The organism is Modestobacter sp. VKM Ac-2986 (assembly GCF_026967795.1).
Classification (GTDB): domain Bacteria; phylum Actinomycetota; class Actinomycetes; order Mycobacteriales; family Geodermatophilaceae; genus Modestobacter.
Genome location: NZ_JAPVBH010000004.1, coordinates 323,021 through 337,274 on the forward strand (window position 1 = coordinate 323,021; position 14,254 = coordinate 337,274).

The 14,254-nt window shown below is 76.0% G+C and carries 13 protein-coding genes; 5 read left to right on the forward strand and 8 right to left on the reverse strand.

Features of this window, described 5'->3' with window-relative positions; translation table 11 throughout:
* Positions 1-27: 27 nt before the first annotated feature.
* Entirely contained in the window at positions 28-1,308 is a 1,281-nt protein-coding gene (locus O2W14_RS12685) for an AAA family ATPase (RefSeq protein WP_269176455.1), read from the reverse strand.
* The gene (locus O2W14_RS12690) at positions 1,308-2,054 is read right to left on the reverse strand and encodes an SAF domain-containing protein (protein WP_269176456.1); all 747 of its coding nucleotides are present in this window, start codon (positions 2,052-2,054) and stop codon (positions 1,308-1,310) included. The genes O2W14_RS12685 and O2W14_RS12690 overlap by 1 nt, the downstream gene beginning before the upstream one ends.
* Positions 2,055-2,226: 172 nt before the next feature.
* On the opposite strand from O2W14_RS12690, the gene O2W14_RS12695 reads away from it, so the two are divergent.
* On the forward strand, positions 2,227-2,472 hold the full coding sequence (locus O2W14_RS12695; protein ID WP_163612396.1) for a helix-turn-helix domain-containing protein: 246 nt from the start codon (positions 2,227-2,229) through the stop codon (positions 2,470-2,472).
* A gap of 26 nt (positions 2,473-2,498) precedes the next feature.
* Here the strand turns inward: O2W14_RS12695 and O2W14_RS12700 are convergent, their stop codons facing one another.
* The gene (locus tag O2W14_RS12700; protein WP_269176457.1) at positions 2,499-3,053 is read right to left on the reverse strand and encodes a hypothetical protein; all 555 of its coding nucleotides are present in this window, start codon (positions 3,051-3,053) and stop codon (positions 2,499-2,501) included.
* Positions 3,054-3,144: 91 nt separating this feature from the next.
* On the opposite strand from O2W14_RS12700, the gene O2W14_RS12705 reads away from it, so the two are divergent.
* Both O2W14_RS12705 and O2W14_RS12710 read left to right on the forward strand, forming a co-directional pair.
* Positions 3,145-3,816, forward strand: a complete 672-nt coding sequence (locus O2W14_RS12705; protein ID WP_269176458.1) for a LysM peptidoglycan-binding domain-containing protein — start codon at positions 3,145-3,147, stop codon at positions 3,814-3,816.
* A gap of 49 nt (positions 3,817-3,865) precedes the next feature.
* On the forward strand, positions 3,866-4,441 hold the full coding sequence (locus O2W14_RS12710) for an Rv3235 family protein (protein WP_269176459.1): 576 nt from the start codon (positions 3,866-3,868) through the stop codon (positions 4,439-4,441).
* A 118-nt stretch (positions 4,442-4,559) separates the two neighbouring features.
* Here O2W14_RS12710 and secA read toward each other — a convergent pair whose 3' ends face one another.
* Entirely contained in the window at positions 4,560-7,748 is a 3,189-nt protein-coding gene (gene secA / locus O2W14_RS12715) for a preprotein translocase subunit SecA (RefSeq protein ID WP_269176460.1), read from the reverse strand.
* Positions 7,749-7,837: 89 nt separating this feature from the next.
* On the opposite strand from secA, the gene O2W14_RS12720 reads away from it, so the two are divergent.
* Positions 7,838-8,275 carry a TIGR03618 family F420-dependent PPOX class oxidoreductase gene (locus tag O2W14_RS12720; protein WP_269176461.1) on the forward strand — a complete coding sequence of 146 codons (438 nt, stop codon included), beginning with the start codon at positions 7,838-7,840 and terminating at the stop codon, positions 8,273-8,275.
* Positions 8,272-8,838, forward strand: coding sequence for a GNAT family N-acetyltransferase (locus O2W14_RS12725; protein ID WP_269176462.1), 567 nt, complete (start codon positions 8,272-8,274; stop codon positions 8,836-8,838). Before O2W14_RS12720 ends, O2W14_RS12725 begins: the two co-directional genes overlap by 4 nt.
* A gap of 289 nt (positions 8,839-9,127) precedes the next feature.
* Here O2W14_RS12725 and hpf read toward each other — a convergent pair whose 3' ends face one another.
* The 4 genes from hpf to mtrB form a co-directional block, all read right to left on the reverse strand.
* On the reverse strand, positions 9,128-9,865 hold the full coding sequence (gene hpf, locus O2W14_RS12730; protein ID WP_269176463.1) for a ribosome hibernation-promoting factor, HPF/YfiA family: 738 nt from the start codon (positions 9,863-9,865) through the stop codon (positions 9,128-9,130).
* A gap of 91 nt (positions 9,866-9,956) precedes the next feature.
* A complete protein-coding gene (locus tag O2W14_RS12735; protein ID WP_269176464.1) occupies positions 9,957-10,760 on the reverse strand; it encodes a ComF family protein in 804 nt (267 codons plus the stop codon).
* A gap of 96 nt (positions 10,761-10,856) precedes the next feature.
* Complete coding sequence (locus O2W14_RS12740; RefSeq protein WP_269176465.1) at positions 10,857-12,593, reverse strand: LpqB family beta-propeller domain-containing protein; 1,737 nt, start codon at positions 12,591-12,593, stop codon at positions 10,857-10,859.
* Positions 12,590-14,200 carry an MtrAB system histidine kinase MtrB gene (gene mtrB / locus O2W14_RS12745; RefSeq protein WP_269176466.1) on the reverse strand — a complete coding sequence of 537 codons (1,611 nt, stop codon included), beginning with the start codon at positions 14,198-14,200 and terminating at the stop codon, positions 12,590-12,592. The genes O2W14_RS12740 and mtrB overlap by 4 nt, the downstream gene beginning before the upstream one ends.
* Positions 14,201-14,254 lie beyond the last annotated feature (54 nt).

Genomic DNA, 14,254 nt, shown 5'->3' on the forward strand with positions numbered 1-14,254 from the left:
CGGTGACCACCGGTCCCCGCCCGGGGGTCAGGCCCGGCGCCGTCCCCGGCGACCGGGGGACGCCGGCACCCCGGCGAGCTCGGCGGCCAGGGCGCGCAGCCCGGCGCGCAGCGGCGAGCCGGGCGCGACCTCGGCCAGCGTGCGCCCGCCGGCCAGGGCGGCGTCGGTGGCCCGGCGGTCGGCCGGGAGGAAGGCCCGCACCTGACGGCCCGCGAAGCGCTCCAGCGCCGCGGCGACCTCCCGCTGCGGGTCACCGGGGACCGGCCCGCGGCGCACCTGGTTGACCACCACGGCCGGCTCGACGTCGGGGAGCACGTCGCGGAGCTCGCCCAGTGCCCGCACGGTGCGCTGCAGGGCGACCGGGTCGGCGCCGCTGACGCACAGGACCTCGTCGGCGGCGGCCAGGACGGCGAGGGTGGCGCCGTTGCGGCGGGGGGCCGCGGTGTCGAAGGACAGCTCCTCGTCCTCCTCGACGGCGAAGCCGCAGTCGACGACGGTGAGCGCGGCGAGGCGGCGGGCCTCCTCGAGCACGACCTGCACGCCCTGCGGCCGCAGCTCCGGCCACCGGTCGGCGCGGGCGAGCCCGGTGAGCACCCGCAGCTGCGGTCCCACCGCCCAGGCCAGCCGGGCCAGCGCGGCGAGGTCCAGGGTGCCGGCCGAGGCCTGGCGCGCCGCGGCGACGACACCCGGGGACTCGTCGAGCAGGCCGAGCAGCTGGGCGACCACGCCGCCGTAGACGTCGGCGTCGACCAGCAGCGTCGGGACCCCCAGCCGGGCGGCCTCGTCGGCGAGCCCGACCGCGACCGTCGTCCGGCCGGGCGCCCCGGTCGGGCCCCACACCGCGACCACCCGGCCGCGGCCCGCCGGACGGTCGGACTCCTCCGGCGGGAGCCCCAGCACCGGCAGCGCGGCGCGCGGGTCACCGATCTCGTGACCGGTGGGGAGCTCGCCGGTGACCGCCTCGCGCAGCGCCCGGGCGATCGTCTCGGGGTCCGCGTCGGCCGACAGCACCCGGCCGACGCCCCACTGCCGCAGTCGTTCGGTGGCGCGGGTGTCACCGGGCTCGACCAGCCCGACGACCGCGACCCCGGCGGCGGTGAGCCGGGCGACCGCGGCGCCGTCGAGCCGGCGCAGCTCGGCCGAGAGCAGCACCGCCTGACCGGTGCCCGTGGTCGCGGCGGCCAGCAGGTCGCCGACGTCGACGCAGCGCCGGACCACGGTGACCCCGTGGTCCTCGCGGTCGAGGGCGCCGACCAGCTCGGACTCCCAGGCCGCCCCGGTGACGGCGGTGAAGACCTGCAGCGCCATCAGCCGGTCGGACCCGTCGTCGCCGCACCCTCGGCGGCGGCCTCCGGTGCGGTGGTCGCGCTGTCGACGGAGCCGCGGACGACGACGACCAGCCCACGGCCACCGATGGCGGTGAGCACCTCCGGGACCTCCTCGGCCTCGACGGCCACCACCACCTGCAGCGTCGTGGACGACGTGGACAGCACGCCCTCCCCGCGGCCGGTCACCGCCTGCACGGGTGCCGCGGACAGGACCAGGTCGACGTCCCCGCCGGTGGCGGCGTCGGCGCCCACGGCGGGGTCGGCGACGGCGTAGACGTCGACCAGCTGACCGTGGGCCAGCGAGGGGGGCACGTACCCGGCCTGCACGGGCAGGGCCAGCTGGACCCCACCGGTCGCCTCCTCGAGCACCGACCGGGGCAGCAGCTCACCGGCGCGCACGGCGCGGGCGAGGACGCGCCCACCGGGCCGGGTGCTGGTGGCCAGGTAGGCGTCCGCGGCGTCGTCCAGCCGGACGGGGACCGCGACGAGGTCGTCCTCCGCCAGCACGGTGCCCGCCGCCAGGTCGCCGGCCGCGGACCAGACCGGCACGGTCGCGTCCGCGGCGCTGACCACCCGGGCGCCGATCAGCACCGAGCCCAGCACGAGCAGGACGCCGAGCACCAGCCGCAGGTCCAGCCACCGGGGCGGGCGGACCCGCCGCGGCGCCGGGCCGGCCGGGACGGCATCGGTGCGGACGGCGCCTGCCGCCGCGGTGGGCACGCTCATCGATCGGTCTTCCTCGCCTGTCGCACGGACCCGCGGTGGCTCGCGGACGGCGATCATGACCTGGTCCGGCGGCCCGGCGCAGCGGCTGTCCACACCTTCGGGTGCACGCCGGGGGGTGAACTCACCCGGCTGCCACACTGGCGGGGCACCTTCGACGGGAGAAGACGACCCCATGGCCACGCAGCGCTTCCTCACCCTCGACGACGTCGCGGAGATCCTCAACGTGTCGTGGTCGCAGGCCTACGCGATGGTGCGCCGCCGCGAGCTGCGGGCGATCCAGGTCGGTGGCCGCGGCCAGTGGCGGGTGGAGAAGGACGAGCTGGAGCGCTTCATCCAGCAGAAGTACGCCGAGGCCGGGGGCACCCTGGCCGCCGAGGAGCAGGTCGCCGACGGCGTGGACGCCGACTCCGCACGCTGACCCACCCCCGACCCGGCAGCTCCGGGTCAGCCGGTCCGGACGGCGACGACCGCCGCCAGCGCGACCGCCCGCACCCCGGTCACCGCACCCCGCCGGCGCGGTGAGTCCAGCGGGTGCTCGGCCAGCTCGACGAAGTCGGCCCCCACCCGGTCGATCGTGCCGGTGAGCACGCCGCCGTCACCCAGCAGGCACTGCACCGCCGCCCGGTCCCGGGCCAGCCCGCGCAGCGCCCGGCGCAGGTCCAGGTGCCGGTCGACCGCCGACTCCTCCCCCGCTGCCGCCGTCGCGGCGGTGAGCCCGGCGACGGCCGCCACGGCCCGGGTCGCCACCAGCAGCTCGCGGTCGCCGGTCTCGGCCAGCAGCACCCAGTCGACGCCCACGTCGACCAGCCGCCCGGCGAGCTCGCCCACCCCGGGGCAGCGCAGGGAGACCGGGCTGCCCACCGCACCCCGCAGCCGGTCGACCAGCCGGACCCTCCCCTGCTCGGCACGCGCCCGCGACGGCTCGCCGAGGCGCTCGTCCGCGGCCTCCTGGGCGGCGAACTGGGCCTCGAGGTCGGTGAACAGCTGCTCCCAGCGCATGACGGCAGGCTAGCTCGTCCACAGATACGTGCATTTGGTTGCGTTTGCTTGCTTTGATGGTGTTTGGTCATCGGCAGGACGAGGAGGTGCCGTGTCGACACGACGGTGGGCCGCGACGAGCGCGGTCATGGGCCTGGTGGCCTGGGCGCTGGCGGTGCTGGGGCCCGCCCCGGCCGAGCTGCGCAGCGCCCTCGGGGACCCGCAGGGCCTGGTGGACAGCACCGGGGCCGACGCACTCGTGGTGGTGGCAGTGGGCGCGCTCGCCTGGCTGTGCTGGGCCTGGGGCGCGCTGGGGCTGCTGCTCACCGCCGCCTCCACCGCACCGGGATGGGCCGGCCGGCTCTCCGCCGTCCTGCTCGTCGGGGTGCTGCCCGCCGGCGCCCGCCGGGCGGCCGCAATGGCCATCGGCGTGGGCCTGAGCACCGTGGGCCCGGCGGTGCTCCCGGCCGTGCTGGCGCCCTCGACCGCCGTCGCCGCCGCCGGCCCGACCAGCCCCGCCGTCGGCCTGGACTGGCCCGCAGCGCCTCCCGCCGCACCCGACCTCGACTGGCCGGCGCCCGCGCCCGGCGAGCACGTCGTCGTGCGCGGCGACTGCCTCTGGGACGTCGCCGAGGCGTGGCTGCTCCGCCAGCACCCCGGCGCCCCGGTCACCGACGCCGACGTCGCGCGGGCCGTGCACGCCTGGTGGCAGGTCAACGCCGCCGTCCTGGGCCCCGATCCCGACCTGCTGCTGCCCGGTCAGGTCCTCCGGCCGCCCGGCTGACCCCGACCGCCCCCGTCGACTGCCCGCACCGTCCCCGAGGAGAGCCGCCGTGACCGCTTCCCCGTACCTCGCCCCGTCGTCCCCGGACCCCGCCGCCGCGCCAGCACACCGCCGCCTGCGACTGGTCGTCGTCCCCTCCCCCGGGCCCGCGCTGGAGGACGAGGCGGCGCCGGTGCGCCTGCTGGTGCCCGGTCGGCGCACCGCTCGCCCGGCGCCCGTCCCGGGACCGCGACCCCGGATCGACCAGCCGGCGCCGCGCGTCGGGGACACCGCGGACTTCGGCCCGGTGTGGTCGCAGCGCGCGGAGCTGCCCGACGCCCAGGCGGCCGGACGGCGGCTGGTGACGCTCACCCTGGAGGCCTTCGCCGGCCGGCGTCCGATCGCTCAGCTGCAGAGCCTGGTCAGCCCGCCGCTGTTCGGCTCGCTGGCCACCGGCCGCCGCCCGCGCTGGTGCACCGAGGGGACGGCGCCGCTGCTGATCAGCTCGGTGCGGGTGTGCGAGCCGGTCGACGGCGTGGCCGAGGTCAGCGCGGTCGCCCGGCGGGGCGGTCGGGCCCACGCGGTCGCCGCCCGGCTCGAGGGCATCGACGGGCGCTGGCGCTGCACCGCCCTGCAGATCGGCTGACGAGGGACCCCGTCCCCCTCACCCCTCGCGAGCTCGGGGCGAGCCCCTGGACGGGGCCGGACAGCCGGACGCCCCGTCGACCAGGTGGTCGACGGGGCGTCCGGCGTGCGTCAGGGCCTCAGGCGCCCGCGGCGCCGTGGCACTGCTTGAACTTCTTCCCCGACCCGCACGGGCACGGGGCGTTGCGCGGGGTCTCCTTGGTGCCGGTCACGGTCACCGACTTGGCGGCCTTGGCCGGACCCGACTCCTTGGGCGAGGCCTCGAGGTTCGGCGCGCTGTAGCTCAGCTGCTCCCGCTTCGGCGGCTCCAGGCCCTTGACGTCCAGGTCCGGACCCGTGCCGGTGCCCGAGGTCCCCGGCTCGGCGGTCACCGAGGCCGTCGGGGCAGCCGCGACCGGCGCGGGGGCGGACTCGACCGGAGCGGAGTCGGCCGGCGCTGGGGCGACCGGGGCGGGATCGACCGGCGCCGGGGCGGCGGCCGCCTCGGCCGGCCTGCGGGTGCGCCGGGCCGAGCTCGTCGTCGTCCCGCCGTTGCCGGCCGCCGGAGCGGCAGGCACCTCGGTGACGGCCGGGGCCGACCCGTTGCCGTTGGACGAGGGGGCCACCGGCGCCGCCCCGTTGCCGGTCGGGGACGGCGCAGGGGCCTCGGTCGGCGCGGCGGTCATCGCGGCCCGCACGGCGGCGGCCTGGGCAGCAGCCGCCTGCGCCGCGGCCTGACGGGCGAGCACGGCCTGGGTGCCGGCCTGGGCGCGGGCGAGCGCCTCGGCCTCGGCGGCTGCCTGCTGCTGCGCGGCCTCGGCCTGCTGCTGCTCCTGGCTCTTGACCTCCAGGTTGAACAGGAAGCCGAGGGACTCCTCCTTGATGCCGTCGAGCATCGCGTTGAACATGTCGAAGCCCTCGCGCTGGTACTCCACGACCGGGTCGCGGTTGGCCATCGCACGCAGGTGGATGCCGGCCCGCAGGTAGTCCATCTCGTAGAGGTGCTCGCGCCACTTGCGGTCCAGCACGCTCAGCAGCACCCGCCGCTCGAGCTCGCGCATGACCTCCGAGCCCAGGGCCTCCTCGCGCGCCTCGTACGCCCGGTGGACGTCGGCGAGCAACTCGGTCTTCAGGTCCTCGGCCGACAGCGCCGACTGGTCGCCCTCGGCGACGCGGTCGAGCATCTCCTGCTGGTCCAGGCCCACCGGGTACAGCGCCTTGAGGCCGGCCCACAGCTGGTCGAGGTCCCAGTCCTCGGCGTACCCGGTCTCGGTCGCGCCGTTGACGTAGGCGGCCACGACGTCGTCGACCATCGTCTGCACCTGCACGTGCAGGTCCTCGCCGTCCAGGACCTTGCGGCGCTCGTCGTAGATGACGGTGCGCTGGCGGTTGAGCACCTCGTCGTACTTCAGGACGTCCTTGCGGACCTCGAAGTTCTGCTGCTCGACCTGGGTCTGGGCCGACCGGATCGCCCGGCTGACCATCTTGGACTCGATCGGCTGGTCCTCCGGCACGCGGAGGGTGTTCATCATCGACTCGAGCATCGGGCCGTTGAAGCGCCGCATCAGGTCGTCGCCCAGCGACAGGTAGAACCGGGACTCACCCGGGTCGCCCTGACGGCCGGAGCGACCGCGCAGCTGGTTGTCGATGCGCCGGCTCTCGTGCCGCTCGGTGCCCAGCACGTACAGGCCACCGGCCTCGGCCACCTGGTCGTGCTCGGCCTTGACCTGCGCCTTGGCCGCGGCGACCGCGTCGTCCCAGGCTGCCTCGTACTCCTCCGGCGTGTCCGCCGGGGACAGTCCCTTGGCGCGCAGCTGCTCGTCGGCGATGAACTCGGCGTTGCCGCCGAGCTGGATGTCGGTGCCGCGGCCGGCCATGTTGGTGGCCACGGTGACCGCGCCCAGCCGGCCGGCCATGGCGATGATCGAGGCCTCACGGGCGTGGTTCTTGGCGTTGAGGACCTCGTGCGGGATCCCACGCCGGAGCAGGTACTTCGCCAGCTCCTCGGACTTCTCGACGCTCGCGGTGCCCACGAGGACCGGCTGACCGGCCTCGTGGCGCTCGGCGATGTCGTCGACGACGGCGGTGAACTTCGCCTTCTCCGTCTTGTAGATGACGTCGGCGCGGTCCTCGCGGACCATCGGCCGGTTCGTCGGGATCGGCACGACGCCCAGCTTGTAGGTCTGGTTGAGCTCGGCGGCCTCGGTCTGGGCCGTGCCGGTCATGCCGGAGAGCTTGTCGTAGAGCCGGAAGTAGTTCTGCAGCGTGATCGTGGCGAGGGTCTGGTTCTCGTCCTTGATCTGGACGCGCTCCTTGGCCTCGATCGCCTGGTGCATGCCCTCGTTGTAACGGCGCCCGGACAGCACGCGGCCGGTGAACTCGTCGACGATGAGGACCTCGCCGTTGGTGACGATGTACTGCTGGTCCTTCTTGAACAGCTCCTTGGCCTTCAGGGCGTTGTTCAGGTAGCCGATCAGCGGGGTGTTGACCGCCTCGTAGAGGTTGTCGATGCCCAGCTGGTCCTCGACGAACTCCACGCCCTCCTCGGTGACGGCGACCGTGCGCTTGGCCTCCTCCACCTCGTAGTGCCGGTCGCGGCGCATCAGCGGGGCGATGCGGGCGAACTCGCCGTACCACTTGGCGCTGGTCTCGGCCGGGCCGCTGATGATCAGCGGGGTGCGGGCCTCGTCGATGAGGATCGAGTCGACCTCGTCGACGATCGCGTAGGCGTGCCCGCGCTGCACCAGGTCGGCCTTGGCCCAGGCCATGTTGTCGCGCAGGTAGTCGAAGCCGAACTCGTTGTTCGTGCCGTAGGTGATGTCGCAGGCGTACTGCTCGCGGCGCTCGGCCGGCTGCTGCCCGGAGACGATCGTGCCCACGGTGAGGCCCAGGAAGCGGTGGATGCGGCCCATGGTCTCGGCGTCACGGGCGGCCAGGTAGTCGTTGGTGGTGACGATGTGCACGCCCTCGCCGGGCAGCGCGTTGAGGTAGGCGGCCAGCACACCGGTGAGCGTCTTGCCCTCACCGGTCTTCATCTCGGCGATGTTGCCCAGGTGCAGCGCGGCGCCGCCCATCATCTGCACGGGGTAGTGCCGCTGGCCCAGCGTGCGGCCGGCCGCCTCGCGGACGACGGAGAACGCCTCCGGCAGCAGCAGGTCCAGGCTCTCACCGTCGGCGTACCGGGCCTTGAACTCGTCGGTCTTCGCGCGCAGCTCGGCGTCGGTCAGGCCGGCGGTGTCGGCCTCGTGGGCGTCGACCGCGTCGGCGATCTTGGACAACCGTCGGAGGATCTTGCCCTCACCGGCACGCAGGAGCTTGTTGAACACCACGGCACCAGCGTAGGCGGCGAACCCCTGGCCTGGTCCACACCCGACCACTGCGTGTACCCGGGCGCGCCTCGTCCGTACCGTCGGCAGGCGTGTCCTCCGACCCAGACTCTCCCGCCACCCCGCTCCTCGGGCCCGGGCTGGTGGCCTTCTTCACCGAACGGCACCTGGCCACGCTCACCACGCTGCGCCCCGACGGCACCCCGCACGTCGTCCCGGTCGGGGTCACCTTGGACGCCGCGACCGGCACCGCCCGGGTGATCACCTCGGGCAGCTCGATGAAGGCCCGGCACGTGCGCGACGGGCAGGCCCGGGTGGCGGTCTGCCAGGTCGACGGCGCCTGCTGGACGACGCTGGAGGGGACGGCGGTGGTGCGGGACGACGCCGCTGCGGTCGCCGACGCCGTGGCCCGCTACGCGAGCCGGTACCGGCAGCCGCGGGAGAACCCGGCCCGGGTGGTCCTGGAGATCACCGTGGACCGGGTGCTCGGCAACGCCGAGCGCCACCGCGGCCCGCAGGCGACGGCGTGACCGGCGGCATGGACCTGAGCGGCATCGACCTGACCACCGAGACGGTCCGCACCGACCGGCTGGTGCTGCGCCCGTTCCGCCCGGACGACGTCGACGCGGTGTTCGCCGCCTGCCAGGACCCGGAGATCCCCCGCTGGATCGCCGCCGTCGGCGTGCCCTACACCCGCGAGGACGCCGCCGCGTTCGTGCTCGGCGAGGCGCCGGGCCAGCGGCGGGAGGGCACCGGGCTGACCGTGGCCATCGAGGCCGACGGCGAGCTGGTCGGCGCGAGCGGCGTCCAGCGGATCGGCCAGCACCCGATCGGCCCGGAGGTCGGCTACTGGATCACCCCGCAGGCCCGCGGGCGCGGGTACGCCGCCGAGGCCGCGCACGCGCTGGCCGACTGGGCGATCGGGCTCGGCGCGCCCCGGGTCTACCTGGTCGCCGACGTGGCCAACGCGGGCTCCCAGACCGTCGCCGTCCGGGCCGGCTTCCACCGCGAGGGCGTGCTGCGCTCCTACCTGCACTACCGCGACGGCCGCCGCGCCGACGCCGCGCTGTTCTCCCGCCTCCCCGGCGACTGACGCCCCCACCGCAGCCGGGCGCGAGATCTGCGGACTCGGGGCATCCCGGCCCGAGAGACCGCGACGACGCAGATCTCGCCGCAGCTCCGCCGTCTCGCCGGGACGCCGCCGTGCCCCAGTCGACCTCCGCCAGGGGCGCCGTGCGGGCGAGATCTGCGGACTCGTGGCAACCCCGGCCCGGGAGACCACGAGGACGCGGATCTCGCGCGCCCGGCGGCACGGGCCCCGGACGTGCGGCGAGCCGCCCTCCGCGGGTACGGAGGACGGCTCGCCGGGTGGGCCTGGTCGGTCAGGCGTGCGCGGGTTCGCGCTCGGCCGCGGCCGGGGCCGCGGCGCCGTCGGGCGACGCCACGGAGGCACCGAGCCGGATCAGCCCGTAGTCGAAGGCGTGCCGCCGGTAGACGACCGAGGGCTGGCCGGTGTCGGCGCACAGGAACAGGAAGAAGTCGTGCCCGACGAGCTCCATCTCGTAGAGCGCCTGGTCCACGTGCATCGGCTTTGCCTGGTGGACCTTCTCGCGGACGATCTGCCCGGGCAGGTGCTCGTCGAGGTCGGTGACCAGCGGCCCGTCGACCAGGGCGGCCTCGATGTCCGCGGACGGCTCGGGGGCGGCAGCGGCGCCGGCGAGGTCGCCGAGCGGGGCGGCGGTGTCCTCGGCACCCACCGCGACGACGTCGACGGGGGCTCCGCCGACCCGCACGCTGGGTGGGGTGTGCCGGCCGTGGTGGACCCTGCGGCGGTCGTTGGCCCGCCGCATCCGGTTCTCCAGCTTGCCGGCCGCCAGCTCCAGTGCGGCGTAGAAGTCCGGCGCGCACGCCTCGGCGCGGGCCACCGGGCCCTTGCCCCGGAGGGTGATCTCCACGCGCTGGCAGTTGGCCGCCTGACGTGGGTTCTTCTCGTGCAGCAACTCGACGTCGATGCGGATGACCTTGCTGTCGAATCGTTCGAGCTGGCCGACCTTGTCCTCCACCTTCTGGCGGAAGTGCTCGGGCACCTCGACGTTGCGACCTCGGACCACGATCTCCATGAGACCTCCCGATCGGGCGGGTGTGATCGAACCAACGCTAGCCCCCCTCCCCCGGTCCCGACACCGGAGGCAGTGACCGAAGTCGTCCGGTTCACCTCCGCAGGGTGAGAGTGGCTGCGCCGCGCGGCGGGTCCGGTCGCCGGACCCGCCGCGGTGTCGCCGCCACGACCGCGGCCAGCACCGGCGCCCCGCCCTCGGGCCCCCCGGCGGTCAGGGCGCGGGCCGCCTCGGTGAGGGTGGCGCCGCTGGTGGCCACGTCGTCGACCAGCACGAGCCGGTGACCCGGCGGCAGCGGGACCGGCAGCCGGCGGAACCGGCCGGTGAGGTTCGCCCGCCGGGCAGCGGCGTCCAGGCCCGCGGAGTCCCGGGTGCGCCCGGCGCGGCCCAGCAGCGGCACCGTGGTCACGGTGAGGCCCGCGGCGGTGAGCTCGGCGACGGCACGGTCGGCCAGTTCCTGCACGTGGTCGCGGCCGCGCCGCCGCACGGCGGCGGGGGCGCTGGGCATCGGCACCAGCACGACAGGTGCGGCCACGGACGACCCGGCGGACGGCGGCAGCCCGGTGAGCACGGTGGCCACCGCCAGGGCCAGCGCGGCGCCGAGGGGTGCCGCGAGCTCGGCCCGGCCGTGCTCCTTGAAGGCCACCACCGCCGGGCGCACCGGCCCTGCGTACGCCCCCGCCGCGACCGTCGGCGGAAAGCCCGGCGGGTGGCGGCGCGGCTCGGCCAGCCGGGGCCGGGCCAGCCGGGCGCGGCACGGTGGGCACAGCACCGCCCCGGGCAGCGCGCACCCGGCGCAGACGCGGGGCAGCACGAGGTCCGCCAGCGCCCGCCCGCCGGCCTGCAGCACCCCGGCCCACGGCGGGGCGCCGTCCTGCGTCGTCCCGGCCGGTCGCACGGCCGCCACCCTGCCCGGGGACGGGCGCCCCGCTGCGTCCCCCGGCCGGTCCGGGGACGGGACCGGCCGCTGGGGACGGCGACCGGCCCGGCGGGCTCACATCGGGTAGAAGGGCGCCTGTCCGGCCAGCGGCGGGGCGCCGCGGACAAGGGTCACCCAGGTGCCGCCGGCGAGCTGCCAGACCGCGCCCTCGGAGACCGCCAGCGGCTGCCGGCCGGGGGCCGCGGCCAGCGCGGTGGCCTGCTCGGGCAGTCCGTTGGTGACCACCCGCGTGAGGCCGAAGCCGTCGACCCCGACCGTGAACGGCACCGTGCGCTGCGCGCCCGGGTCACCGGCCAGCACCATCAGCAGGCCCGCGTTGCGCCACGCCACGTCGACGACCTGCCGCACCGACGGGGCGATCGAGCGCAGGTCGCGGACGCTGACGGCGTCGGCTGCGCGGACCACCGTGCCGACGTAGAGCCGCCCGCCGTCGGGGCCCTCGATCACCACCGCGGCCCGGACGCCGTCCGGGGACAGCTGGAAGGTCGTCGCCCGGCCCAGCCCGGCCAGCGTCGGGGCGCTCACCGCCTGCGGCTGACCGCCGGCGGGCAGCCGCACGACCTCGGTGCCGTTGCGCACCGTCCAGACCTCCGACCGGGTGCCCGGCGTCGTCGGGGCGGTGAAGCTGGCCCCGTCGAGCACCCACGCCAGGTCACCGCCGTAGGGGCCGGCGAACAGCGCCGCCGGCGCCCCGGTGGGCGAGTTGATGGTCGACACCCCGGCGGTCAGCCCGAGCTGGCCGGTGCGCGGGTCGACCGAGACGGCCGCCGACGACAGCCCGTACCCGGGGGTGCCCGCGGGCCCCGGCGAGGGCGTGCCGTCGGAGGCCCGGCGCAGCCCGCCGTCGGCGAGGTAGTGCCCGACCGCGTTCGGCGGGGCGGCGTCGGGGTCCAGCGCCGGCCAGTCGGCCCGGGTCTGCCGGTCGGGGACGCCGGACAGGCCCAGCGACTGGCCGTCGCGCAGCACCTCCACGGTCTGCAGGCCCAGCTGGTCCTGCTGCAGCGACCACACCAGCTGCCCGACGGCGGCGGACACCGTCTCGTCCCCGGTGCCGGCCGGGAAGGTCAGGTCCACGGTCGCGGTCTGCCCGGCGACGGACACCGTGCTGCGCAGGCCGGCGCCGTTGAGCGGGTTCGCCACCCCCGCCCCGACCGCCGGCGACGGGCCGGACAGCAGCCGCTCGACCACCGCGTTGGGCTGCGCCTCGCCGTCCACCAGGTAGCGCGGGTCGGGGACGACGCGGGAGCCGGTCGGGTCGAGGAAGTAGACGTCGATCTGCTCGTAGGTGCGGGTGAAGTCCGGCTCGAGCAGCAGCAGCCCGTCCGGCGGGTCGGTGATCCGCCACTCCCCCGACTCGTCGGTGAGGCTGAAGGTGCGGGCGTAGACCTGCTCGGAGCCGACGGCGAGGATGCCGCGCTCGTCGATGGTGCCGACCTCCTGGGCCGTCACCTGCACCGTGCCCGCCTGCGCCTGGACCGGGGCGTAGTCACCGCTGATCACGGTCACCCCGTCGCTGTCGGACCAGCTGGCCGCCGCCGACTCGCTGAGGTACTGGCGGGCCACCGGGTGGTTGCGCGCGGTGCTTGCGTTGGCGTCGATGAAGCCGCGCACGACCTCCTCCGGCGTCGCGCCGGGCTCGGGTGCCTGCGGCTCGATGCCGACGGCGTCGGCGGGCGGCTCGGCCACCTGGGTGATCTGGGTGACCGGCGAGCTGCTGGGCACGGTGCTGCAGCCGGCCAGGAGGACCGCGGCCAGCCCGGCCAGCGCCGCGCGGACGCCGTGGCCGCTCACGCCTGCCCCCGGCTCAGCATCGGCGGGCGCAGCGGCAGCGGCGAGCTGGTGAGCTCGGCGCCGACGGCCAGCGGCAGGGTGAGCCGGAACTGCGCGCCCTCACCGGGCAGGCCCCACACCTGCAGCCAGCCACCGTGCAGCCGGGCGTCCTCCAGGCTGATCGACAGGCCCAGGCCGCTGCCGCCGACGGTGCGCACCCGCGAGGGGTCGGCGCGCCAGAACCGGTCGAACACGTGCTGGGCGTCCTCGGCGGTCAACCCGACGCCGTGGTCGCGCACGGTGATCGCCGCCGCCGAGCGCGAGGCGGCCAGGGTGATCTCCACCGGCTTCCCGCGGCCGTGCTCGATGGCGTTGCCGACCAGGTTGCGCAGCACGCGCTCGACCCGGCGGCCGTCGACCTCGGCGATGACCGAGCGCGGCGGGAGGCTCACCAGCAGGGCGCAGTCGTGCCGCTCGGCCAGCGACGCCATCCCGGTCACCACCCGCTGCACCAGTGGGCCCAGCTCCTGCGCCTCGGGCTCCAGCGTGGCGGCGCCGGCGTCGTAGCGGCTGATCTCCAGCAGGTCGGTGAGCAGCGCCTCGAAGCGGTTGAGCTCGGCCTGCAGCAGCTCGGCGGAGCGGGCGACCGCCGGGTCGAACTCCCCGCGGGCGTCGTGCAGCACCGCCGCGGCCATCTGCACGGTGGTCAGCGGGGTGCGCAGCTCGTGGGAGACGTCGGAGGTGAACCGCTGCTGCAGCTGCGACAGCGCCTCCAGCTGGGTGATCTGCTGCTGCAGCCCCTCGGCCATGGCGTTGAAGCTGGTGGCCAGCCGGGCCAGGTCGTCCTCGCCGCGCACCGCCAGCCGCTCCTCCAGGTGCCCGTCGGCCAGCCGCTGCGCGCTGCCGGCGACGCGCCGGACCGGGTCGACGACCAGCCGGGTCACCAGCACGCCGATGCCGGCGACGAAGAGCACGAGGACGGCGCTGGTGATGGCCACCGTGCTGCGGATGCCGGACAGGTTGGCCTGCTCCTGGTCCAGCGGGAAGGCGAAGTAGACCTCCACGCTGTCGCCGCCGCCGGGGTCGGTGGGCACGGGTGCCCCGACGATCAGCGTGGGCACCGGGTCACCGCCCAGGTCGGGCACCCGGGCGTAGCGGTAGGCCTGCGAACCCGCAGCCACCTGGGCGCGCAGGTCGGCCGGGAGCGCGGGCTCGACGCCCCGGCGGCTGACCGCCGGGCGCTCGTCCTCCCCGGACCGGTAGACCATCACCACGTCGAAGTCCCCGGCCGCCCCGCCCAGGCGCTGCAGTCCCTCGACGGTGCGCGACAGGGTCGACCGCACGCTCGCCGAGTCACCGGTGGCGATGCCGCTGACCTCGGTCTGGGCGTAGACGACCCCGGCCAGCGACTGGTCGACGGCGGCCTGCTGCTTCACGTCGAGGAGCTGGCCACGGATCTGGGTGAACAGCACCATGCTGACGATCACCACGACGACGGCGGCGACCAGCATGGTGATAGCACCGACCCGCAGTTGCAGCGAGGAACGCCAGGCGTGCACGACCCGCCGGACGCCGCGGCCGGTGCGGACGTAGGCCCGACGGCGGGCCCGACGCAGGCGGCGGCGCACCCCGCGGCCCAGCTGCGCGGGGCGACGGCGTGGCGGTCTGGAGCTGCGCCCGTC

What these genes read in the sequence shown, in the direction of transcription:
- O2W14_RS12690 (WP_269176456.1), bottom strand. Translation starts at nt 2,054, where the DNA reads ATGAGCGTGCCCACCGCGGCGGCAGGCGCCGTCCGCACCGATGCCGTC.
- hpf (WP_269176463.1), bottom strand. Translation starts at nt 9,865, where the DNA reads ATGGAGATCGTGGTCCGAGGTCGCAACGTCGAGGTGCCCGAGCACTTC.
- O2W14_RS12695 (WP_163612396.1), top strand. Translation starts at nt 2,227, where the DNA reads ATGGCCACGCAGCGCTTCCTCACCCTCGACGACGTCGCGGAGATCCTC.
- O2W14_RS12700 (WP_269176457.1), bottom strand. Translation starts at nt 3,053, where the DNA reads ATGCGCTGGGAGCAGCTGTTCACCGACCTCGAGGCCCAGTTCGCCGCC.
- O2W14_RS12685 (WP_269176455.1), bottom strand. Translation starts at nt 1,308, where the DNA reads ATGGCGCTGCAGGTCTTCACCGCCGTCACCGGGGCGGCCTGGGAGTCC.